The 20783-nt window shown below is 64.1% G+C and carries 21 protein-coding genes; 10 read left to right on the forward strand and 11 right to left on the reverse strand.

Translation table 11 applies throughout. From position 1 onward, the window contains the following. The first annotated feature begins 1 nt into the window (after position 1). The 3 genes from AC1RWL_RS26785 to AC1RWL_RS26795 all read left to right on the forward strand — a co-directional run bounded on the left by AC1RWL_RS26785 (position 2) and on the right by AC1RWL_RS26795 (position 2826). Positions 2-1270: a cytochrome b gene (locus AC1RWL_RS26785; RefSeq protein WP_256117521.1), complete on the forward strand. Its 1269-nt coding sequence runs from the start codon at positions 2-4 to the stop codon at positions 1268-1270. A 24-nt stretch (positions 1271-1294) separates the two neighbouring features. Next, complete coding sequence (locus tag AC1RWL_RS26790) at positions 1295-2173, forward strand: cytochrome c1 (protein ID WP_256117519.1); 879 nt, start codon at positions 1295-1297, stop codon at positions 2171-2173. 110 nt (positions 2174-2283) lie between these two features. Further along, entirely contained in the window at positions 2284-2826 is a 543-nt protein-coding gene (locus AC1RWL_RS26795) for an adenine phosphoribosyltransferase (protein ID WP_256117518.1), read from the forward strand. A gap of 12 nt (positions 2827-2838) precedes the next feature. Here AC1RWL_RS26795 and AC1RWL_RS26800 read toward each other — a convergent pair whose 3' ends face one another. After that, a complete protein-coding gene (locus tag AC1RWL_RS26800) occupies positions 2839-3306 on the reverse strand; it encodes a MaoC family dehydratase (RefSeq protein ID WP_493096439.1) in 468 nt (155 codons plus the stop codon). Beyond that, positions 3293-3772, reverse strand: coding sequence for a MaoC family dehydratase (locus AC1RWL_RS26805; protein ID WP_493096635.1), 480 nt, complete (start codon positions 3770-3772; stop codon positions 3293-3295). The genes AC1RWL_RS26800 and AC1RWL_RS26805 overlap by 14 nt, the downstream gene beginning before the upstream one ends. Before the next feature lie 131 nt (positions 3773-3903). Between AC1RWL_RS26805 and AC1RWL_RS26810 the strand changes: the two genes are divergently transcribed. After that, a complete protein-coding gene (locus AC1RWL_RS26810; RefSeq protein ID WP_493096438.1) occupies positions 3904-5022 on the forward strand; it encodes a hypothetical protein in 1119 nt (372 codons plus the stop codon). A 43-nt stretch (positions 5023-5065) separates the two neighbouring features. On the opposite strand, the gene ychF is transcribed toward AC1RWL_RS26810, so the two are convergent. Next, positions 5066-6169, reverse strand: a complete 1104-nt coding sequence (gene ychF, locus AC1RWL_RS26815; RefSeq protein WP_435267749.1) for a redox-regulated ATPase YchF — start codon at positions 6167-6169, stop codon at positions 5066-5068. Positions 6170-6328: 159 nt separating this feature from the next. Here ychF and clpS point away from each other — a divergent pair, with 159 nt between their 5' ends. Beyond that, entirely contained in the window at positions 6329-6640 is a 312-nt protein-coding gene (gene clpS / locus AC1RWL_RS26820; protein ID WP_256117514.1) for an ATP-dependent Clp protease adapter ClpS, read from the forward strand. Between the two features lie 39 nt (positions 6641-6679). Further along, entirely contained in the window at positions 6680-7063 is a 384-nt protein-coding gene (locus AC1RWL_RS26825; protein ID WP_256117512.1) for a hypothetical protein, read from the forward strand. A gap of 3 nt (positions 7064-7066) precedes the next feature. On the opposite strand, the gene pth is transcribed toward AC1RWL_RS26825, so the two are convergent. The 4 genes from pth to AC1RWL_RS26845 form a co-directional block, all read right to left on the reverse strand. Further along, positions 7067-7783: an aminoacyl-tRNA hydrolase gene (pth, locus tag AC1RWL_RS26830; protein WP_493096437.1), complete on the reverse strand. Its 717-nt coding sequence runs from the start codon at positions 7781-7783 to the stop codon at positions 7067-7069. A 72-nt stretch (positions 7784-7855) separates the two neighbouring features. Then, complete coding sequence (locus AC1RWL_RS26835; RefSeq protein ID WP_435267746.1) at positions 7856-8605, reverse strand: substrate-binding periplasmic protein; 750 nt, start codon at positions 8603-8605, stop codon at positions 7856-7858. Between the two features lie 20 nt (positions 8606-8625). Beyond that, positions 8626-11016 carry a putative bifunctional diguanylate cyclase/phosphodiesterase gene (locus AC1RWL_RS26840; RefSeq protein ID WP_493096634.1) on the reverse strand — a complete coding sequence of 797 codons (2391 nt, stop codon included), beginning with the start codon at positions 11014-11016 and terminating at the stop codon, positions 8626-8628. 238 nt (positions 11017-11254) lie between these two features. Continuing rightward, positions 11255-11866, reverse strand: coding sequence for a 50S ribosomal protein L25/general stress protein Ctc (locus tag AC1RWL_RS26845; protein ID WP_256117508.1), 612 nt, complete (start codon positions 11864-11866; stop codon positions 11255-11257). A 243-nt stretch (positions 11867-12109) separates the two neighbouring features. Between AC1RWL_RS26845 and AC1RWL_RS26850 the strand changes: the two genes are divergently transcribed. Beyond that, a complete protein-coding gene (locus AC1RWL_RS26850; RefSeq protein ID WP_493096436.1) occupies positions 12110-13564 on the forward strand; it encodes a hypothetical protein in 1455 nt (484 codons plus the stop codon). A gap of 4 nt (positions 13565-13568) precedes the next feature. Here the strand turns inward: AC1RWL_RS26850 and AC1RWL_RS26855 are convergent, their stop codons facing one another. Next, entirely contained in the window at positions 13569-14753 is a 1185-nt protein-coding gene (locus AC1RWL_RS26855; protein WP_493096633.1) for a benzoate/H(+) symporter BenE family transporter, read from the reverse strand. A gap of 203 nt (positions 14754-14956) precedes the next feature. Here AC1RWL_RS26855 and AC1RWL_RS26860 point away from each other — a divergent pair, with 203 nt between their 5' ends. The 3 genes from AC1RWL_RS26860 (at position 14957) to AC1RWL_RS26870 (ending at position 18086) form a co-directional block, all read left to right on the forward strand. After that, positions 14957-15916, forward strand: coding sequence for a helix-turn-helix domain-containing protein (locus AC1RWL_RS26860; protein ID WP_256117504.1), 960 nt, complete (start codon positions 14957-14959; stop codon positions 15914-15916). 153 nt (positions 15917-16069) lie between these two features. After that, the gene (gene adh / locus AC1RWL_RS26865; protein WP_435267741.1) at positions 16070-17578 is read left to right on the forward strand and encodes an aldehyde dehydrogenase; all 1509 of its coding nucleotides are present in this window, start codon (positions 16070-16072) and stop codon (positions 17576-17578) included. 133 nt (positions 17579-17711) lie between these two features. After that, on the forward strand, positions 17712-18086 hold the full coding sequence (locus AC1RWL_RS26870; RefSeq protein ID WP_256117501.1) for a DUF779 domain-containing protein: 375 nt from the start codon (positions 17712-17714) through the stop codon (positions 18084-18086). Between the two features lie 185 nt (positions 18087-18271). On the opposite strand, the gene AC1RWL_RS26875 is transcribed toward AC1RWL_RS26870, so the two are convergent. The 3 genes from AC1RWL_RS26875 to AC1RWL_RS26885 form a co-directional block, all read right to left on the reverse strand. Beyond that, positions 18272-18835, reverse strand: coding sequence for a Kazal-type serine protease inhibitor family protein (locus AC1RWL_RS26875; RefSeq protein WP_493096435.1), 564 nt, complete (start codon positions 18833-18835; stop codon positions 18272-18274). An 88-nt stretch (positions 18836-18923) separates the two neighbouring features. Further along, positions 18924-19856 (reverse strand): ribose-phosphate pyrophosphokinase, encoded by a 933-nt coding sequence (locus AC1RWL_RS26880; protein ID WP_256117499.1) that lies wholly within the window; start codon positions 19854-19856, stop codon positions 18924-18926. 124 nt (positions 19857-19980) lie between these two features. Next, a complete protein-coding gene (locus AC1RWL_RS26885; protein WP_493096434.1) occupies positions 19981-20757 on the reverse strand; it encodes a hypothetical protein in 777 nt (258 codons plus the stop codon). Positions 20758-20783 lie beyond the last annotated feature (26 nt).

A 20783-nucleotide genomic window follows, 5' to 3' on the forward strand; every position in this document is an offset into this window, starting at 1 on the left:
AATGAGTGCTGATCATTCCACCTACCAGCCGACGACTGGCATCGAAAAATGGGTCGACTCGCGCCTGCCTCTGCCGCGCATGATCCATGACAGCTTCGTCTCCTACCCGGTTCCGCGCAACCTGAACTATGCCTACACCTTCGGCGCCATGCTGTCGGTGATGCTGATCGTGCAGATCCTGACCGGTATCGTTCTGGCCATGCACTATGCGGCCGAAACCACCGTCGCGTTCAACTCGGTCGAGAAGATCATGCGCGACGTGAACCACGGCTGGCTGCTGCGCTACATGCACGCCAACGGCGCGTCGTTCTTCTTCATCGCGGTCTACCTGCACATTGCCCGCGGCCTCTACTACGGCTCCTACAAGGCGCCGCGCGAAATCCTCTGGATCCTCGGCGTGGTCATCTACCTCTTGATGATGGCGACGGGCTTCATGGGCTACGTTCTGCCCTGGGGTCAGATGTCCTTCTGGGGTGCGACCGTTATCACCGGCTTCTTCTCGGCCTTCCCGTGGGTCGGCGAGTGGATCCAGCAGTTCCTGCTCGGCGGCTTCGCGGTCGACAATCCGACGCTGAACCGCTTCTTCGCGCTGCACTACCTGCTGCCCTTCATGATCGCCGGCGTCGTCGTCCTGCACGTCTGGGCGCTGCACGTCACCGGCCAGACCAACCCGACCGGCGTCGAGGTGAAGTCCAAGACCGACACGGTCGCCTTCACGCCTTATGCGACGCTGAAGGATGCTCTCGGCGTCTCGGTCTTCCTGATCATCTTCGCCTGGTTCGTCTTCTACATGCCGAACTATCTCGGCCACCCGGACAACTACATCCCGGCTGACCCGCTGAAGACCCCCGCCCACATCGTTCCGGAATGGTACTACCTGCCGTTCTACGCGATGCTGCGCGCCATCACCTTCAACGTCGGCCCGATCGACTCGAAGCTCGGCGGCGTCCTCGTGATGTTCGGCGCGATCATCGTGCTGTTCTTCCTGCCCTGGCTCGATACGTCCAAGGTTCGCTCCGCCGTCTACCGCCCGTGGTACAAGCTGTTCTTCTGGATCTTCGTGGCCAACGCCATCCTGCTCGGCTGGCTCGGCGCCATGCCGGCAGAAGGCATCTACGTCATCCTCTCGCAGCTCGGCACGCTCTACTACTTCGGCTTCTTCCTCGTCATCATGCCGATCCTCGGCCTGATCGAGACCCCGAAGCGCATTCCGAATTCGATTACGGAAGCGGTTCTGGAAAAGAAGAACGCCAAGCTGGCCAAGGCCTGAGAGCGAGGACTAGGAACCATGTCAATGAAAAAGCTTGTTGCAGGCCTTCTGTCGCTCGCACTCGTCGCCGGTCTCGGCGTCTCCTTCGCCACGGCGGAAGAGGCAGCGCCCGCCGCCGGTGCGGAGGCGGAACACGCCACGCCGCACTATCCGATGCATAAGCCGAAGGAACAGGAATGGTCCTTTGCCGGCCCGTTCGGCAAATATGACAAGGGCCAGCTCCAGCGCGGCCTGAAGGTCTACACCGAAGTCTGTTCGGCCTGCCATTCGATGAGCCTCGTCTCCTTCCGCACACTGGAAGGCCTTGGCTACTCGGAGGCGCAGGTCAAGGCATTCGCGGCGAACTACGAAGTGCAGGACGGCCCGAACAGCGACGGTGAGATGTTCACCCGCAAGGCCGTTCCGTCCGACTATTTCCCGTCGCCCTATGCCAACCACGAGGCGGCAGCCGCTTCGAACAATGGTGCGGCGCCGCCGGACTTCTCGCTGATCGCCAAGGCGCGCGGCATCACCCGCGGCTTCCCGCAGTTCGTCTTCGACATCTTCACGCAGTACCAGTCCGGCGGACCGGACTACATCTACTCGCTGCTCACCGGCTACGACGAAGAGAAGCCGGCGCATCTCGAAGTCGCCGAAGGCACGCACTTCAACCCGTACTTCGCCAATGCCGCGGCTCTCGCCATGGCCAAGCCGCTCTCCGACGACCAGGTCACCTATGACGATGGTTCGCCGCAGACGGTCGACCAGTACGCGCACGATGTTGCCGCCTTCCTGATGTGGGCCGCAGAGCCGCATCTCGAAGAGCGCAAGCGCACCGGCTTCATGGTCATGGTCTTCCTGGTGATCTTCACCGGCCTGATCTACCTGACGAAGAAGTCGGTCTACGCGAACAAGGAACACTGAGCGGTCTCACCGCTCGGCAGCAAAGGCGGCCTCCGGGCCGCCTTTTTTGTTGAGGGCCAGCGCCTCACCTGCAATAACCGGAGGAAAGCCCTCCGCAGTCGGGAATCCCCATGTCCACGCTCGAAAACGAACTCGTCGCCGCGATCCGCAACATTCCGGATTATCCCAAGCCCGGCATCATGTTCCGCGATATTACCACGCTGCTCGGCAACCCGCGGGCTTTCCGCCGCGCGGTGGACGAGCTGGTGCATCCCTATGCGGGCATCGGCATCGCCAAGGTGGCGGGTATCGAGGCGCGCGGCTTCATTCTCGGCGGGGCCATGGCGCACCAGCTCTCGACCGGCTTCGTGCCGATCCGCAAGAAGGGCAAGCTGCCGCACGAAACCGTGCGCATCGCCTACAGCCTGGAATACGGCGTGGACGAGATGGAAATGCACAAGGACGCCATCAAGCCGGGCGAGAAGGTGATCCTCGTCGACGACCTCATCGCCACCGGTGGCACGGCCGAGGCCGCGGTGAAGCTCCTGCGCCAGATCGGCGCCGACATCGTCGCCGCCTGCTTCGTCATCGACCTGCCGGATCTCGGCGGGCGCAAGAAGCTCGAAGCGCTGAACGTGGAAGTGCGCACCCTGGTGGCGTTCGAGGGGCACTAAACCCCTCGACACTCAGACGAATTCGAGCACCGTGCTTTCGAACCGGATGACCGGCTCGCCGTGCTGGTTCTTGCCTGCGCAAAGAATCGTGTTGACCAGGCGGCCGGCGCGCGAGGTGAGTTCGCGGGACGCCAGCAGGGTCACCGAATAGGTGATCGTGTCGCCGGCGAAGACCGGCTTCAGCCAGCTCAGTTTCGTGAAGCCCGGGGAGGGGCCGAGGTTCGGGGGCGTGATGCCTTCGCGGGCAAGCCGCTTGCACTCGCCGAGCCAGAACGGCACGAAACATTTCATCCAGCCGGCGCTCGAATGCCAGCCGGAGGCGCAGAGGCCGCCGAACAGCGCCTGTTTCGCCAACTCCTCATCGAGGTGGAAGGGCTGCGGGTCGAAGTTCTTCGCGAAGCGGATGATGTCTTGCGCGGTGAAGGTGAGGCTGCCGATCTCGACCGTCTGGCCGAGGGCATAGAGTTCAACCATTCGCATGGGCGGCTCCTTCGCTCGGCGCCAGGCGCATCATGTTGATATATTCGCTGACGGCGACGATCTCGCCGCGCTGGTTCGTCACCTCGGCGCGAAAGCGCACGATGCCGATCTCCGGGCGCGAGCGCGAGGCGCGGGCGTCGAGCACCACGCAATGGCCGCCGAGCGTATCGCCGGCCAGCACCGGCCGCTTCCATTCCATCAGGTCCACGCCGGGCGAGCCCTCCGAGGTCGAGCCATCGATATAGGCCTCGTAGAGCATGCGCATCATCACCGCGCTGGTGTGCCAGCCGGAGGCGGCGAGCCCGCCGAGAATGCTGGCGCGGCCGGCCTCCTCGTCGAGATGCATCGGCTGCGGATCGAATTCCTTCGCGAACGCGATGATCTCGTCTGCCGTCAGGGTCCGCTCGGCAAAGTCGAAGCGTCGGCCCGGCGTAAAATCTTCAAAAGTGTAACTCGTCACATCCAGATCCGTCTTGTTGCGGGCGAACAATGGCGAGCGCGGCAGGGTTTTGCAAGGTCCTGACGGGCCGATCGCTTGCCAGCAGGTCCCCCGTGCGTAAGGTGGCGCCGGTTGCGGACACGAGGAGACGACGATCCATGCAGACCTTGAAATCCGTGCTGGAGGGCGCAGCCGGCGAGGGCATCATCTCCGCCGATCAGGCCGGCAGCCTGCTGCCCTATATGGAGGCGCGCGGCGTGCTTTTGCAGCCGCCGCGCACGGCGGCACTGGATATTGCCGGCGCGGCGGAGGATCGCGCCATTGCGCCGATCGAGGATACCGAGGCGCCGCGTTTCGTGCGCGGTTTCCATGACGTGCTGATCACCATCGGCGTCGCCATCGTCATGGCGGGTGTGTGGGGCGTGGGCGCCTTCTTCGCCGCACTGCCGGCCATCATCATTCTGGCGGAAATCCTGGTGAGGCGGCAGCGGCTGGCTTTGCCGGCCGTGCTGCTGACGCTGCTCTATGTGCACTGGGTCTTCGTCACGACGATCATCGCGCTGGACAGTTTCATGGGGCAGCCGGAGCCGGAACCGGTGCTGCATTTCCTGCTCGTTATCGTGCCATTTGCCGTCCTGCTGCCGCCCTTCTACTGGCGCTACCGCATTCCGCTGTCGCTCAGCCTGTGCTTCCTGTGGGTCGCCGCTTTCGTTCTCGCCTTGATTTTCCTCGGGCTTTCGCGCCTCACCGGAAGTGCGGAGGTGATCGCCGATCATCCCATCGTCGCGTCGGCCATCTTCTTGGCGGCGGCACTCGTGCTGTTTGCCGTGGCGATGGTCTATGACCTGTCGGACCGGTTCCGCGTCACGCGCCGCTCCGACGTCGCCTTCTGGCTGCACCTGATCACGGCGCCGGCGCTGCTCTATTCGACGCTGGCCTTCGTCTTCCTCGGCGATTTTGCCAATGAGCGGCTGTTCAGCGGCAGCAAGGGCCTGCCGGACGCGCTTATCATCGTCGGCGTCGTCGTGGTGCTCATGGCAATCGGACTGGTCCTCGACCGGCGGGCCTTCGTCACCTCCGGGCTGGTGTCGCTCGGCTTGGCGGTCGCGAGCCTGCTCCAGGGCGTCGAGGCGGCGCCCGAAAGCTATGTCTTCCTGACGCTGCTGATCGTCGGGCTGGTGGTGCTGACCATCGGCATCGGCTGGCCGCATTTCCGGCGCTGGACGATGACGCCGCTGCCCGCGACGCTCAAAGAAAAACTGCCGCCCCTTCGGTGAAGGGCGACAGCTTGAACGGGGTCGAAAATGTCGGGCTGTTGCTTCAGGTGTTGAAGCGGAAGTGGATGACGTCGCCGTCCTGAACCACGTATTCCTTGCCTTCGTCGCGGCCCTTGCCGGCTTCCTTGGCGCCCACTTCGCCCTTGTAGGCGATGTAGTCGTCATAGGCGATGGTGAAGGCGCGGATGAAGCCGCGTTCGAAATCCGTGTGGATGACGCCGGCCGCCTGCGGGGCCTTCGTGCCGCGCACGATGGTCCAGGCGCGGGTTTCCTTGGGGCCGACGGTGAAATAGGTGATCAGGTCGAGCAGGTGGTAACCGGCGCGGATGAGCCGGTCGAGGCCTGCTTCCTCAAGGCCGAGCGCCGAGAGGAATTCGACCGATTCCTCTTCCGGAAGCTGGGCGACCTCGGATTCGATCGCGGCCGAGATGATGACGCATTCGGCACCCTGTTCCTTCGCCATGGCGGCGACGGCTTCGGTATGCGCATTGCCGGTCGAGGCGTCGGCTTCCGAAACGTTGCAGACGTAGAGGACGGGATGCGAGGTCAGCAGGTTCAGGCCCTTCAAGACCTCGATCTCTTCCGGCGCCAGCGTCTTCAGCAGCAGGCGGGCCGGCTTGCCCTCGTTCAACAGCTTGACCACGGCTTCCATGATCGGCAGTTGCGCGAGCGAATCCTTGTCCTTGCTGGCGGCGCGCTTGCGGGTCTGCTCGACACGACGCTCCAGGCTTTCGAGGTCGGCGAGCATCAGCTCGGTCTCGATCGTATCGGCGTCGCCGACCGGATTGATGCGGCCTTCGACATGGGTAATGTCGTCGTCCTCGAAGCAGCGCAGCACATGCACCACGGCATCGACTTCGCGGATGTTGGCGAGGAATTTGTTGCCGAGGCCTTCACCCTTCGACGCGCCGCGCACGAGGCCGGCAATGTCGACGAAGGAGATGCGCGTCGGGATGATCTCCTTGGAGCCGGCGATGGACGCGAGCGCCTTCATGCGCGGGTCCGGCACCGCCACTTCGCCGGTGTTCGGCTCGATGGTGCAGAAGGGATAGTTTGCCGCCTGCGCCGCCGCCGTCTTGGTCAGCGCGTTGAAGAGGGTCGACTTGCCGACATTCGGCAGTCCGACGATACCGCATTTGAAACCCATTGAGGTGGTCCATTCGTCTCGAAATTCGTTGCCATCGCTATGGGCGAAGGACGGGGCAGGGTCAAGTGTTTGCGGCACGCAAGGCCTTGAAGTCGCGCTTCGTGCGGTGCACAATAGGTTTCTGACACCGCTCGAAGGCAAATCGCGAGGAGACTTTCGATGAGCAATGGTGATGTTACCCTCACCCCGAAGATCGACACGAAGCCCAAGCTCGAACGGCCGAAGCTCTACAAGGTCATCCTCGTCAACGACGATTATACGCCGCGCGAATTCGTCGTGCTGGTGCTGAAGGCCGTGTTCCGCATGAACGCGGATGCGAGCCAGCGCGTGATGATCACCGCGCACAAGCTCGGCACCTGCGTGGTCGTCGTCTGCGCCCGCGACATCGCCGAGACCAAGGCGAAAGAGGCGACCGACCTCGCCAAGGAGGCGGGCTTCCCGCTGATGTTCCAGACGGAGCCGGAAGAGTAGTTTCACCCGATATTAGCGGTTTCTGTCTAACATGAAGCCATGTTCGAAGAAGCCTCCACCTGGCATTATGCCGTTGCCTTCGTGCTCTTCCTCATTCTGGGGGCGGTCGGGCATGTCTGCCGCGCGGTCTTCAACGTCCTGCCCGACCGGCTGTCGGACAAGCCGATGCTCGATCTCATGATCAGCGACGGTTACAATATGGACGACCATATCCTCGGCACAGAATATGACGATGCCGGCTATTACCGGCTCGATTCCTGGCGGAATTTCCGAAATTCCACCCTCGGCTGCGGCTTTGCCGGCATCGCCGTGATGCTGTGCTCCGAAGGGGCATCCGGCGTCATCGCGCACGGCATCGAGACCGGCTTTGCCTGGCTGTGGGACCTGTTCCTCTACCGTCTCCAGACGCTGCGCTGGCTGTAGCGATCACTCGCCCTTGTTGCCCAGCAGCTTCTTCAACATCTCCGCCATCGGTCCCGTGGTCGGGAGGATTTTGGGCTGGGCGTGGTTGCGGGCCGCGCGGATGTGGGATTGGGCGGCGGGTTTCTGTGCGGGTGCTTTTTCGCCGTCCGGCTTGCTGCCGGTGGCGAGCGCCAGCTTGTTCATCAGCTGCGAATCCTCGCCGCGCACCAGCATCTCGGCATTGAGGGCCAATTCGTCGAGCAGCGGGTCGAGCCAGACGTGGTCGACTTTCGCGAAATCGCCGAGCACATGGTTGGTGACGAGTTCCTTCACACCCGGATGGCCGATGCCGAGGCGCAGGCGCCGGTATTCCCGGCCGCAATGGGCGTCGATCGACTTGATGCCGTTGTGTCCGCCATGGCCGCCGCCGGTCTTGATGCGTGCCTTGCCGGGTGTGAGGTCCAGCTCGTCATAGATCGCGACGATGTCCTTGGGTTCGAGCTTGTAGAAACGCATCGCTTCGCCGACGGATTCGCCCGACAGGTTCATGAAGGTCTGCGGCTTGACGAGCAGCACCTTCTCCCCGGCAATCTCGCCTTCGGAGATTTCCGCCTTGAACTTCTTCGACCAGGGCGAGAACGGGTTCTTGCGATGGATCGCGTCCACCGCCATGAAACCGATATTGTGGCGGTTGCCCGCATATTTTGCGCCCGGATTGCCGAGCCCGGCGATGATCAGCATGGAAGGATCCGTCAAAACGATCTGTTGCCGCTTTCACCACCGCGAAAGCGGCCCAAAGTCAACCGTTGAAGATTATTTCTTCGCGCCGTTCTCCGCGGTGCGCGTGCTCGGCGGCAGGCCGTAGGCGGTGAAGATGCGGTCCTGCTCGCCACTCATGATCAGCTTGTCGAGTTCGGCCTGGAGGCTTTTGATAAGGTCTGGCGGCGTGTCCTTGTGGCAGGCGATGCCGTAGACCTGGCCGGCCAACATCATCGCCTTTTCGACCGGCTGGCCGTCCTTCACCATTTTCTCGTAGGTCTTGATGGAGGTGGGCATCAGGTCGATGCGGCCGCTCAGGAGTTTGCGCACGGTGATGTCGATATCGCTTGCGAGATCGATGTCCTTGAAGCCGATCAGTTCCAGCGCCTCGACGGCGAAGTCGCCGCGCTGCGAGCCGACCCTCAGTTCGCGCGCCTTGACGATCGTCAGCCCATCGTATTTTTCACCCTTGCGCTTCAGGAGAACCATCTGGTCCTTGAGGAGCGGATTGACCCAGACGAAGCGTTCCGCACGCTCCCGGTTGTAGCCCGTGGTGAAGACGCAATGCATCGGCTGGTTTTCGGCCATGGCGAAGGCGCGCGCCCAGGGCATGATTTCAAGCTTGTAGTCGATGCCGGCCGCCTTGGCGATCGCCTCGACCTGGTCGACCGCGATGCCGGTGATCTTGCCGTCCTTCGTGTAGTTGAACGGGGCGTATTCCTCGGTGACGAAATGCAGCGTTTCGGCAAGCGGCGCGGAGAGGGGGGCGAGCGACAGGCTGAGCGTCAAAAACAGCGTCTTCATCGTCTCGTCCTCGTTCCTCGTCAGGAGGCGGCGGCCAGGCGCTCGGGCGGCCTGGCCGGCATCGTGAATTCGTCCAGCTTTTGAAGCAGCGCGTCAAGCGGCAGGGGCCGGCTCAGCAGGTAGCCTTGGCCGAACTCGATGTTCATCGCCTGCAGGATGTCCCATTGCTCCTCCGTCTCGATGCCCTCGGCGACGACCGCGCAGCCCATCTGGTGCGAGATGGTGCGGATGCCCTCGACCAGCATGCGGCTCTTGCGGCGCACGTCCGGCTGGTCGGAGGACAGCGAGCGGGTGAAGGACTGGTCGACCTTGACGATATCGACGGGGAAGCGGTTGAGGTAGGAGAGCGACGAATAGCCGGTGCCGAAATCGTCGAGCGCGATGCGGCAGCCGAGCTCGGAGAGTGCGTCGAGCACGTCGCGCACCACCGGATTGTCGAGCATCAGCACGGCCTCGGTGATTTCCACGACGATGCGCGAGGGCGTAATGCCGTTTTCGAGCAGCAGCGCGGCAAGGCGGTTCGGCAGGACCGGTTCGAACTGCAAGGGCGAGAAATTGACCGCGAGATAGGTGTCGGACAGCCCGTCGAGCTTGGAGATGACGGCAAGGCTGGCGATGGATTTCGACAGGATGCAATCGCCGATGCGGCCGATCGAGCCATTCTCCTCGGCAATGCCGATGATTTCGGCCGGCGGCAGCAGGCCGCGCTCGGGGTGGTTGAGGCGCATCAGCGCCTCGAAGCCGGCGACGCGCCCGTCGGACAGGCAGACGATCGGCTGGAGATAGGCGGTAAACCAGTCGTCGCGCAGGCCCTGGTCGATGAACTGCTCGGTTTCCAGCCGCTTGCGGGCGATGTCGACCATGTTGTTGTCGAAGAGCTGCACGCCATTCTTGCCGTCGCGCTTGCGGGCATACATGGCCATGTCCGACTTCTGCAGCAGGCAGGCGGCGGTGGCGGCGTGGTCGGGATAGATCGCGACGCCGATGCTGGCGCTGACATTGAGCTCGGCGCCGTTGACGACGAGCGGCGCACGCAGGCTTGAAACCAGGCGTTCGCTGACATCCAGGGCGAGCTGGCGGGCGTTGGGCGCGGAAAGCAGGATGGCGAATTCGTCGCCGCCGAGCCGCGCGATCCGGTCGTTGGCGCGCAACTGCCGGCGCAGGCGCATCGCGACCTGGCAAAGCACGTCGTCGCCGGCGGCATGGCCGAGATTGTCGTTGATCCACTTGAAGCGGTCGAGGTCGACGAAAAGGCAGGCGAGCTGGTGGCCGAGCGTGTCGACCTCGCCGATCAGCTCGTCGAGCACGCCCTCGAAGCCCTGGCGGTTGAGCAGGCCGGTCAGGTGGTCGGTGATCGCCTGGCGGTGGTTGCGGTTTTCCGCCTCCTTGAGGTCGGTGACATCGGTCATGACCGAGAGCGACAGCGCCTGGCGGCCGCTGCTCGCCTCCGCGCCGGTTTCGAGGATCAGCACGTCGATCACGCTGCCATCGGCGCAGCGGAAGCGCACCGTCACCTCGCAGATGCCGGCCTCCGATTTGTTGGTCGCGTGGCGCTTGCGGTAGGTTTCGCGGCATTCCTCGGCGACGAAATCTGTGAATTCCTGGCCGATCACATGCTCGCGGCGGTAGCCGGTCGCGGTCAGCCAGTAGTCGCTGACGGCGGTGATGCGGTTCGCCGCATCGATGGAGAAGAGCATGGCGGGGGTGAGGTTGTAGATGTCGGTGGCGCGGGTATGCGCCAGCTTCAGCTCGTTTTCCTCGCGCTCCAGCTTGCTCTGCATCTCGTTGAAATTATGGGCGAGTGCGCCCATCTCGTCGTTCGAGGTCCAGTCGACGTGGTGGCGCGAGCCGAGCCGCCGTGTCGCCTCGATCGCCGCCGTCAGGCGCATCAGCGGGCGGATGATGGTGATGCGGTTGCCGATGATGGCGGCGGTGAAGAGCGTTGCCACGGCGAAGAAGAAGATGGCGAAGATGCCCATCTCGTCCTTCGTGAAGCGCGAGAACAGGCCCTCCTTGCGGATCCAGATCTCCGCCGAGCCGACCTTCTTGATGCCGTCGCTGGCGCGGTAGAGGATATCGGTCTTGACGATGGAGCGCGCGTCGTTCGGATCGGGGCTGAGTTCCGGCTTGCGGATATCGATCACATCCGAGGTGTCGCGCACGCGCACGAAGCTGATATCGGCATCCGCCTGGAGTGCGCCGACGATCTGGTCGATGCTGTCCTTGTCGAAATCCCACAGCGGTTTTCCGAGTGCCTGGACATTGGCCTTCAGCAGCACTTCGGTGTTTTCCAGGCGCTCGCGCGCCACGCGGTCGGACGACAGGATGAGGAAGAGCACGAAGAGCGGTGCCACGAAGACGAGCAGGGCGCCGATGACGATGGCAATGAAGCGGCTCTCCACCGAATGCATTTTCATGCCGGTTGCCCCCCTGCCATGATGCGAAGCCAGCCCATAGTGCCCCTCTTAGGCTTTCGTCGTTCTTCCGGGGCTTAGCCTTTCACCAAAGTCTTAAATGTTGCTGAAATGCCGATCCGGAAAAGTGCTGATAATTCAGACTTCCCGCAACGGTAGCGCTGGCATTTTGACAAAGAAAAACCCCGCATCCGGGCGGATGCGGGGTTTTCGAGAAGGATCCCGTTGGGAGGGATTATTCTTCCGTAGCAGCCACTTCTTCTTCTTCCTTCACGCCAGCAGCCGGAACGGCAATCGTGGCGATCGTGAAGTCGCGGTCGGTGATGACCGGGCTCGTGCCCTTGGGCAGCTTGATGTTGGAAATGTGGATGCCGTCGCCGACCTTGAGGCCAGCGAGGTCGGCCGTCAGGAATTCCGGAATGTCGCCGGCCGAAGCATGCAGCTCGACAGCGTGGCGTACGATGTTCAGAACGCCGCCGGCCTTGATGCCCGGGGACTTCTCTTCGTTGACGAAGTGAACCGGCACTTCGACGACGACATGGGTGTCGCCCGAAACGCGGAGGAAGTCGACATGCATGGTGAAGTCGCGGACCGGATCAAGCTGGTAGTCCTTCGGGAGCACCTTGATCTTCTCGCCGTTGACGTCGATCGTGGCGACCGTCGTCTTGAAGCCGCCGGCGTGGATACGCTGGGTGACGTCCTTCGTCGAGATGGCGATCGAAAGCGGGGACTGCTTGTCGCCATAGATAACTGCAGGAATAAGACCGTTGCGGCGAAGTTCACGGGAGGACCCCTTACCAACCCGTTCGCGCGTTTCGGCCTTGAGCTCGTAAGTGTCGTGGCTCATGGCTTAACCTTTCGTGTGTTACTGGAGAGCTTTGCGCAGGCGGAGTGAACCGCGGCTGCGTAAAACTTGAGGATTTTTTGAAAGCCTCATCCGCATTGCCTCCAAGGGTGTCTACGCGGACGGGGGCTCGATAAACGAGAATGCCCGGAAATGCAAGGCCCGCGCCCCGATTGCCCCCCGCATTGACATGGTGCGGTCACGATTGGATGTTGGGTATAGACCAGATCGGCGAAGGAGACCACGATGCGACGACAGATCCTGATGGCCTCGGCCGCCCTTGCGCTCGTCTGCGCAAGCCCTGCTCTGGCACAGGAGGTCTCGGCATCCGGGGCCGAGAGCATGCAGCAGAAGCTGACGCGCTACCTGCCGCAGGATATGATCGACGCCGGCCTCGTGACGGTGAAGGCCGCAAGCTCCTTCTACGAACTGCGCTTCAACCCGACGGTGCTCGTCGACAAGGCGAAGACCGGTGCGGTGCAGGTCGAGGGCCTGAAGCCGCTGACGGCCTATCTGCGGCCGATGCCGGAGGGCACCTATCGCATCGAGGCGAACGACAGTCTCGACATCAAGGGCACGATCGACGCCGCACCCGGCAAGAACTCCTTCACCTATCTCGTCGAGTCGATGAAGCTCGACGGCGTCTACGATCCGGAAATCCTCTACTTCACCTCCGCCGACTGGACGGCGAAGCGGCTCGCCTTCACCAGCACCTCCTCGCAGGAGAGCGTGACGGCCAGCGTCGGCGAGACGGCGATGCGCGTCGCGGCCGAGAAGAAGGATGCCGGCACGCTCGACATCACCAGCACCGGCGTCATGAAGGCCTTTGCCGAGACGATCACCGGAGGCCCGAGCGGCCGCGTCGATATCGGGGCAGACACGGTCGATATCGATGTCAGCCTGGATGGCGCGCGCTACAAGGTGATGCAGGAGCTCGTCTTCTTCGTGCTCGACAACATGCACAAGGACAAGCTCGAAGCGCCGGATGCGGCGCGGCTGAAGGAGCTGCTGCGCGCCTCTATGCCGATCTTCGACAACCTGACGGAGACGATCAAGGCTTCGAACGTCACGGTCGGAACCGACAAGGGCACGTTCGGGGCGGCGGCCGTCAGCTACAATCTCGACATGAACGGCATCGCGCATTCGACGCGCTTCGGTTTCGGCTTCGACGTCGAGGGGCCGAAGCCGCCGGCCGGTATTCTGCCCGTCGCCTTCGAGGGGGCGTTGCCGGAGCGGGCGACCTTCAAGGCGGCCGTCACCAATCTCGACCTTGCCGGCGCCGTCACCTACCTGCTCGACAATGCGGATTTCACCAAGACGGAACCGCTGACCGAAGCGCAGAACAAGGAGATCGGCCGCATCATCCTGCCCGACGGCTCTATGACGGTGCAGTTCGAGGACGTTTCGGCGGTCTCGCCGATCTATGACGTGCACCTGTCCGGCACGATGCTCGTCTATCCCGAGCAGAAGGATCGCCACAGCGCCGATGTGAAGATCACCATGCGCGAGTTCGACAAGACGGTCGCCTATCTCCAGAAGAATGCCGCGACCGTGCCGGAGTTCGGCCAGGCGGCCTTCGGGCTCCTGATGATGAAGGGCCTTGCGCGTGACGCCGGCGGCGGCGCGCAGGTCTGGGACCTCAAGGTCGGCGAGGACGGCAAGGTCCTGATCAACGGCCAGCCGTTGCCGTTCCAGCAGTAAGGTTTCAGCCGCGGCGCCTGGCGGTGAGCCGGGCGAGCGCCAGCATCAGGCCGCCGGCGACCAGTCCCCAGAAGGCGCCGGAAATACCGGCGAACGAGACGCCCGAGGCGGTGACGAGGAAGGTCACCGCCGCCGCTTCGCGTCCCTCGATTTCCTTGAAGGCATTGAGCGCGGAATTGGCGAAGGCGCTGATCAGCGCAAGGCCGGCGACCGCCTGGATGAGGATCGGCGGGGCGAGGGCGACGAAGGCCGTGACCGCGCCGACGAAGGGTCCGAAGACCACATAGCAGACACCCGCGACGATCGGCGCCCAATAGCGACGCTTCGGGTCCGGATGGGCATCGCTGCCAGCGCACATGGCGGCGGTGATGGCCGCGAGGTTGACCGCGTGGCTGCCGAAGGGGGCCGACAGCAGGGAAAAGACGCCGGTCGTGGCGAAGAGGGGAGCGGGGGCGGGTTCGTAGCCGTTGACCTTCAGCACGGCGATGCCCGGAATGTTCTGCGAGGCCATGGTGACGATGAACAGCGGCAAGGCGATGCCGACGAAGCCCGCCACGGTGAAGATCGGCGTCACGAATTCCGGGTTCGGCGCCAGCGAATCGGCGAGGCCGGCCAGCGCCTCCGGTGGCACCTCGACGCCGAAGGCGAGCACGGCGATGAAGGCGGCAAGGGCGGCCGGCACCGCATAGAGCCGGTTGAAGGCGCCGACGATTGCCCAGGCGAGCACGATCGGCAGGCCGAGCAAGGGATTGAACGCGATCGCCTTGGCCGGGGCGAAACAAAGCCCGATCAACACGCCGGCAAGCATGGCGTTGGCAAGCGACGTGGGAATGGCGGCGACCATGCGCCCGAGCGGCTTCCAGAGGCCGGCAATGACGATCAGCACGCCGCAGACGAGAAACCCGCCGACCGCCGTCTGGAAACCGTCCTCGATGGGGCCGGAATTAGCGAGCAAGGCCGCGCCCGGCGTCGACCAGGCGATGGCGATCGGGAGCCTCGTCACGGCGCTGAGCAGGATCATGCTGACGCCAAGCGCCACGCAGACGGCCATAAGGCCGGACGTGGCCTGCGCCTCCGTGGCGCCGACGCCGGTGAGGCCGTGCAGCACGACCGCGAAGGAGCTGGCAAAGCCGACGAAGGCGGTGAGGATGCCCATGAAAAGGGCCTGGGCGGAAAAATCACGAAGCATGATGAAATCGGTCATGGAAAGGGAGGCGCAGTCGTAACAGGCGGCGTCGGGCTTGGAAACAGCCTTGTCGGGGCAGGGCGCCGTTACCACATGGAGGCTTCGACCTTGGTGCTGCTGGACCAGCCGGCAGAAACGTGGCTATAGTCCTTGAGCGTTGTATTCTAATGCGACGATCGGTCGGAAGCTTTCGGGGAGGAGAGCGGATGCCTGCGCGTTTCGATCACGCGGATCATGTTCAGACCGTTGCGGCCCATGCCTCGGCTGCCGCGAGTTCGCCCGTTGCCGCCTCCTGGCGGCGCTGCCTTACCCTGCACGGCCTTTCGCCGGAAGAGGCGCGTGTGCCCTGGCGGCTCACCGAATCGGAATTCCGCCAGGCCCGCGCCCGCTCCAGCGCCCTCATCGAGGAAGCATCCGGCGAGATCGACAGGCTGTTTGCCACGGTCGGCAAGGCGGGCTGCTGCCTGCTCCTGACGGACGAGAACGGTATCGCGCTGGAGCGCCGGGGTGCGGCCGGCGACGATCGCGATTTCCGCGGGGTCGGGCTCTGGTCCGGCACGGTTTGGAGCGAGGCGAGCGTCGGTACCAACGGCATCGGCACCGCGCTTGCCGACGAGCGGCCGGTGCTGATCCTCCGCGACCAGCATTTCCTCTCGCAGAACACCGGGCTTTCCTGCACGACGGCGCCGATCCGCGACCATACCGGTCGCATCGCCGCCGCGATCGACATTTCCACCTGCCGCGACGATGCCAACGAGATGACCATGTCGATCCTCTCGCAGGCCGTGCGCGACGCGGCCGCGCGCATCGAGGCGGGGCTGTTCCGCCGCGCCTTCGCCGCCGCCCGCATCCTGCTCGTGCCCGTGGATGGCCGCGCGGCGCCGGCGCTTCTTGCCGTCGACCGCGACGACCTCGTGCTCGGCGCCACCCGCGCGGCACGCCAGTTCCTGGGTCTCGACGACCGGCGCATCGCCGCCGGTGTTCCCGCGTCCGATCTCCTGCATGAGAACCGGGCGGAAGAGGGCGGCGACCTCGACGATGCCGAGCGCGCAGCGCTTCGCCGCGTGCTTTCGCGCGCCGGCGGGAATGTCAGTCAGGCGGCCGACCAGCTCGGCATCAGCCGCGCGACGCTCTACCGCAAGATGAAGAAGCTCTCGATCAACTGATGCTGCGCCGCAGCACAGCCTGTCGCATCGCTCTGTCTCAATTCTGAAACAGTCCCCGCCGCCATCGCCGGCACGCCCCTATCATGAACGCGCGAAGCGCAGCACCATCCTCTCCGACGGCCCATCCGGGGCCTTTTCGTGGGAGGAAAGACCATGCTGCATCAGAAGATCGTCGAAAACCCGTACAAGACGAAGTACGGCAACTTCATCGGTGGCGAGTGGAAGGAGCCGGTTGCCGGCCGCTACTTCGACAACATCACGCCGATCACCGGCGGCAAGCTGTGCGAGATCGCGCGCTCCGACGCCGCCGACATCGAGCTCGCGCTCGACGCTGCACACGCCGCCAAGGACAAGTGGGGCCGCACCTCCGCCACCGAGCGCTCCAACATCCTCATGAAGATCGCCCAGCGCATGGAGGACAATCTCGACCTTCTCGCCCGCGCGGAAACCTGGGACAACGGCAAGCCGCTGCGCGAAACCATGGCGGCCGACATTCCGCTCGCCATCGACCATTTCCGCTACTTCGCCTCGTGCGTTCGCGCGCAGGAAGGTTCGATCGGCGAGGTCGACCATGAGACCATCGCATACCACTTCCACGAGCCGCTCGGCGTCGTCGGCCAGATCATCCCCTGGAACTTCCCGATCCTGATGGCGACCTGGAAGCTCGCTCCGGCGCTCGCCGCCGGCAATTGCGTCGTGCTGAAGCCCGCCGAACAGACGCCGTCCTCCATCCTGCTCTGGGCCGAACTCGTCGGCGACCTGCTGCCGGCCGGCGTGCTCAACATCGTCAACGGCTTTGGCCTGGAAGCCGGCAAGCCGCTCGCTTCCAACCCGCGCATCGCCAAGATCGCGTTCACCGGCGAGACGACGACCGGCCGCCTGATCATGCAATATGCCAGCCAGAACCTCATTCCCGTCACGCTGGAACTCGGCGGCAAGTCGCCGAACATCTTCTTCGCCGACGTGATGAACGAGGACGACGATTATCTCGACAAGGCGCTCGAAGGTTTTGCGATGTTCGCGCTGAACCAGGGCGAGGTCTGCACATGCCCGAGCCGCGCGCTGGTGCATGAGAAGATCTATGATCGTTTCATGGAAAAGGCCGTCAAGCGCGTCGAGAAGATCGTGCAGGGCAACCCGCTCGACATGGCGACGATGATCGGTGCGCAGGCATCCTCCGAACAGCTCGAAAAAATCCTGTCCTACATGGATATCGGCCGGCAGGAAGGTGCGGAAGTGCTGACCGGCGGCGGGCGCAACGAACTTGAAGGCGACCTTGCCGGCGGCTACTACGTCAAGCCGACCATCTTCCGCGGTCACAACAAGATGCGCGTCTTCCAGGAGGAAATCTTCGGCCCGGTCGTCTCGGTCACGACCTTCAAGGACGATGCGGAAGCGCTCGAAATCGCCAACGACACGCTCTACGGCCTCGGTGCCGGCGTGTGGAGCCGCGATGCCAACCGGTGCTACCATTTCGGCCGCGACATCCAGGCCGGCCGTGTCTGGACCAATTGCTACCATGCCTATCCGGCCCACGCCGCCTTCGGCGGTTACAAGCAGTCGGGCATCGGCCGCGAAACGCACAAGATGATGCTGGACCACTACCAGCAGACCAAGAACATGCTGGTCAGCTACTCTCCCAAGGCGCTCGGCTTCTTCTGAGCGACCGCCTTCCTTCTCCCCGCCTGCGGGGCGAAGGCAACAGACGGGCGGACCGGGGCGTGACCCCCACCTTGCCCAACCGCCCGACCCTCTCCCCCAGCGGGGAGAGGGTACGCTTTTGGAGGAGAGCCGCATGACCGAGACAACTGGCGAGCCGCGCGTGGTGGCGACCGATGCAGCGCTTGCGCTGATCCGGGAGATCCAGGCGGATTATCCGAAAATCCTGTTCCACCAGTCCGGCGGGTGCTGCGACGGGTCCTCGCCGATGTGTTACCCGACGGACGATTACATTGTGGGCGACCGCGACGTGAAGCTTGGCGAGATCGGCGGGGTGCCGGTCTATATCAGCGAGAGCCAGTTCGGCGTGTGGCAGCACACGCAGCTGATCATCGACGTCGTGCCCGGCCGTGGCGGCATGTTCTCGCTCGATAACGGCCGCGAGAAACGGTTCCTCACCCGCTCGCGCCTGTTCGGCGGTGGCGAGGCCTGCCCGCTGCCGGGGCGTTGAAATTGAAGAAAACCCCTCGCTCCATCCCCGACGTCATCCTCGGCCTTGAGCCGAGGATCCATCTGCACGCTCGGAGGGTGGATGGTCGGGTCAAGGCCGACCATGACGGAGGAGAGGTTTGGCGGACTGTGTCAGCAGTCTGACCCGCGGTAACGGCGGGCTCGTCGTTTCATATAATGACGTTCTCAGCGCACCGGGCATTGCCCAGGCTTGAAGACGCGGAAGCCGGCGGCTTCGGCCGAGCAGGCATTGCCGAATTCCTTCAGGTCGTCGCCGCGGCGTCCGCAGACCGGGTTGAAGTCCATCGTGCAGGCGCGCTGGTCGCGCGGCCGCTCGCGGTCGCCCCGATTGTCGCGTTCACGCTCGCGCTCCCGGCGATCCCTGTCGTTGCGATCGCGGTCGCGGTTCTGGTCCCTGTCGCGGTCGGGACGGCTCCAGCCGTCGCGATCCTGATCCTGGTCCTGCCAGCCGACATTGTCGCGATCCGGACGACGGAACTGGCATTCGCCGCGGCCGACGATGCCGTAGCCGCTGGCGCGGGCTTCGCAGGCATTGGCGAAGGTCTGGCGGTCGCGGCCGCGCTCGCCGCAGACCGGCGCATATTCGCGCGTGCACATTTGCGGCGGACGTGGATTGTAGCCGCTGCCGCCCTGGTCGACCTCGACCGAGCAGGCGGCAAGCGTGCCGGCGGCAAGAAGGATAGCGAGGCGGCCCGCCAGCCGGCGGAAGAATGGCGACATCGAAATCATGGATTTCCCCTAACGAATCTAGGGGGGAACTTAGCGCATAAAGCGAGGAGCCGGTATCGGCCGCTAGCAAAAATCGAAACGCGGAAAATCAGTCGAAGAGGCTCGATACCGACTCTTCCGCGCTGGTGCGGTTGATCGCCTCGCCGAGCAGGTTGGCCGTCGAGATGACGCGGATGTTGTGCGCGGACTGGACGGAGGTGGTCGGCTGGATCGAGTCGGTGATCACAAGCTCCTTGAGCTTGGAGGAGGTGACGCGGGCCACGGCACCACCGGAGAGCACGCCATGCGTGATATAGGCGGTGACGCTGGTCGCGCCGTTCTTCAGGAGCGCTTCCGCCGCATTGCAGAGCGTGCCGCCCGAATCGACGATGTCGTCGATCAGCAGACAGTCCTTGCCGGTGACATCGCCGATGACGTTCATCACTTCGGATTCGCCTGCGCGTTCGCGGCGCTTGTCGACGATCGCCAGCTGGCAATCGAGGCGCTTGGCGAGCGCACGGGCGCGCACAACGCCGCCGACGTCCGGCGAGACGACCATGACGTTTTCGAGATTGTAGTTTTCCTTCACGTCCCGCGCCAGGATCGGCACGGCGTAGAGGTTGTCGGTCGGGATGTCGAAGAAGCCTTGGATCTGGCCGGCATGCAGGTCGAGCGTCAGCACGCGGTCGGCACCGGCCTCGGTGATGAGGTTGGCGACGAGCTTTGCCGAGATCGGCGTGCGCGGGCCGGGTTTGCGGTCCTGGCGGGCGTAACCGAAATAGGGGATTACGGCGGTGATGCGGCGCGCCGAGGAGCGGCGCATGGCATCGATCATGATCAGCAGTTCCATCAGGTGATCGTTGGTCGGGAACGAGGTCGACTGCACGACGAACACGTCTTCGCCGCGCACGTTTTCCTGGATTTCGACGAAGATCTCCTGGTCTGCGAAGCGTCTGACCGTGGCACGGCCGAGCGGGACATTCAGATAATTGCAGATCGCTTCGGCCAGAAGCCGGTTCGAATTGCCCGCGAAAACCTTCATCTATGGTCCGCCTGTGCTTATGCTGATGGGGGGCCTTTTACCGGCAATGCCTGCGAATGCAAGGGCTTTGCCGTATGGGAAAAGCGTTTCTTCGCATTTGCCTGTGATTAAACCCCGGACGTGCTTAACCGCGCGTGGCGCCGCGCCAGTCGAGATACTCGCGGATCGTCTTCTGGGCGATGCCCTCCATCGTGCGCGCCGGCACGGCCGCCCACGGATCGGATGCCGTGCCCGCCACGCTTTCCTGTCCCTGAATGCGGTGAAGCCGCGCGCCGCTGCCGTCGAGCACGTCCCAGACATAGACGACGGTCGTCTTGCCGTTGTCGTTCATCGCGGAAAAATAGCCCTTCAGGATGTATTTGCTGGAATTGTCGGAGGCGCTGCGGATCGTCAGGCCGTTGGTGCGCGCTTCCGCGCCCAGCCGCTTGGAGAGTGGCGTGACCGCCTCGACCGGAGCGCCGATGATCGGCAGGAAGCGGATCGTCTCGCCGGCCTCGGCAGCGGTCGGGACGGCCGCGATCTCTTCGGCGCCGACCGAGGTTTCCGCCGCAAGTGAGCGCTGCGCGGTGGTGCGGGCGAGGGCGGCGTCGGATTGCGTCGTGTCGCGCCGCGTGCCGCTGTTGCGGGCGAGCGCATCGGCCTGGGCTTCGAGCGTGCCGGCGGTGTCCGCGCCGGTCGAGGTGCCGTTGCCATTCGAGGGCGTGAAGGCGGTTTCCTGCGTGGTCGTGGTGACCGGCGTCGACTGCGCGCTCATCTGGTCGAGGTCGTTCTGGGTGACGGGCGGCGAGTTGAAGCTGCCGCCGCCGACATCGACCTGCGGCGTCAGCGCATCCGTGCTGTTGCAGCCGGCAAGGGTGGCAATGAGGCCGATCAGTGCCAGCCGCTTCATCAGCTCCTGCATCGTTTTCGTCCGTGTCCTGTGGGAGG

It is taken from the genome of Shinella sp. GW821-FHT10F02 (genome assembly GCF_058809275.1).

Coding starts and splice junctions, on each gene's coding strand:
- AC1RWL_RS26785 (WP_256117521.1), top strand. CDS start 2: ATGAGTGCTGATCATTCCACCTACCAGCCGACGACTGGCATCGAAAAA.
- AC1RWL_RS26790 (WP_256117519.1), top strand. CDS start 1,295: ATGAAAAAGCTTGTTGCAGGCCTTCTGTCGCTCGCACTCGTCGCCGGT.
- AC1RWL_RS26795 (WP_256117518.1), top strand. CDS start 2,284: ATGTCCACGCTCGAAAACGAACTCGTCGCCGCGATCCGCAACATTCCG.
- AC1RWL_RS26800 (WP_493096439.1), bottom strand. CDS start 3,306: ATGCGAATGGTTGAACTCTATGCCCTCGGCCAGACGGTCGAGATCGGC.
- AC1RWL_RS26810 (WP_493096438.1), top strand. CDS start 3,904: ATGCAGACCTTGAAATCCGTGCTGGAGGGCGCAGCCGGCGAGGGCATC.
- ychF (WP_435267749.1), bottom strand. CDS start 6,169: ATGGGTTTCAAATGCGGTATCGTCGGACTGCCGAATGTCGGCAAGTCG.
- clpS (WP_256117514.1), top strand. CDS start 6,329: ATGAGCAATGGTGATGTTACCCTCACCCCGAAGATCGACACGAAGCCC.
- AC1RWL_RS26825 (WP_256117512.1), top strand. CDS start 6,680: ATGTTCGAAGAAGCCTCCACCTGGCATTATGCCGTTGCCTTCGTGCTC.
- pth (WP_493096437.1), bottom strand. CDS start 7,783: ATGCTGATCATCGCCGGGCTCGGCAATCCGGGCGCAAAATATGCGGGC.
- AC1RWL_RS26835 (WP_435267746.1), bottom strand. CDS start 8,605: ATGAAGACGCTGTTTTTGACGCTCAGCCTGTCGCTCGCCCCCCTCTCC.
- AC1RWL_RS26840 (WP_493096634.1), bottom strand. CDS start 11,016: ATGCATTCGGTGGAGAGCCGCTTCATTGCCATCGTCATCGGCGCCCTG.
- AC1RWL_RS26845 (WP_256117508.1), bottom strand. CDS start 11,866: ATGAGCCACGACACTTACGAGCTCAAGGCCGAAACGCGCGAACGGGTT.
- AC1RWL_RS26850 (WP_493096436.1), top strand. CDS start 12,110: ATGCGACGACAGATCCTGATGGCCTCGGCCGCCCTTGCGCTCGTCTGC.
- AC1RWL_RS26855 (WP_493096633.1), bottom strand. CDS start 14,753: ATGCTTCGTGATTTTTCCGCCCAGGCCCTTTTCATGGGCATCCTCACC.
- AC1RWL_RS26860 (WP_256117504.1), top strand. CDS start 14,957: ATGCCTGCGCGTTTCGATCACGCGGATCATGTTCAGACCGTTGCGGCC.
- adh (WP_435267741.1), top strand. CDS start 16,070: ATGCTGCATCAGAAGATCGTCGAAAACCCGTACAAGACGAAGTACGGC.
- AC1RWL_RS26870 (WP_256117501.1), top strand. CDS start 17,712: ATGACCGAGACAACTGGCGAGCCGCGCGTGGTGGCGACCGATGCAGCG.
- AC1RWL_RS26875 (WP_493096435.1), bottom strand. CDS start 18,835: ATGATTTCGATGTCGCCATTCTTCCGCCGGCTGGCGGGCCGCCTCGCT.
- AC1RWL_RS26880 (WP_256117499.1), bottom strand. CDS start 19,856: ATGAAGGTTTTCGCGGGCAATTCGAACCGGCTTCTGGCCGAAGCGATC.
- AC1RWL_RS26885 (WP_493096434.1), bottom strand. CDS start 20,757: ATGCAGGAGCTGATGAAGCGGCTGGCACTGATCGGCCTCATTGCCACC.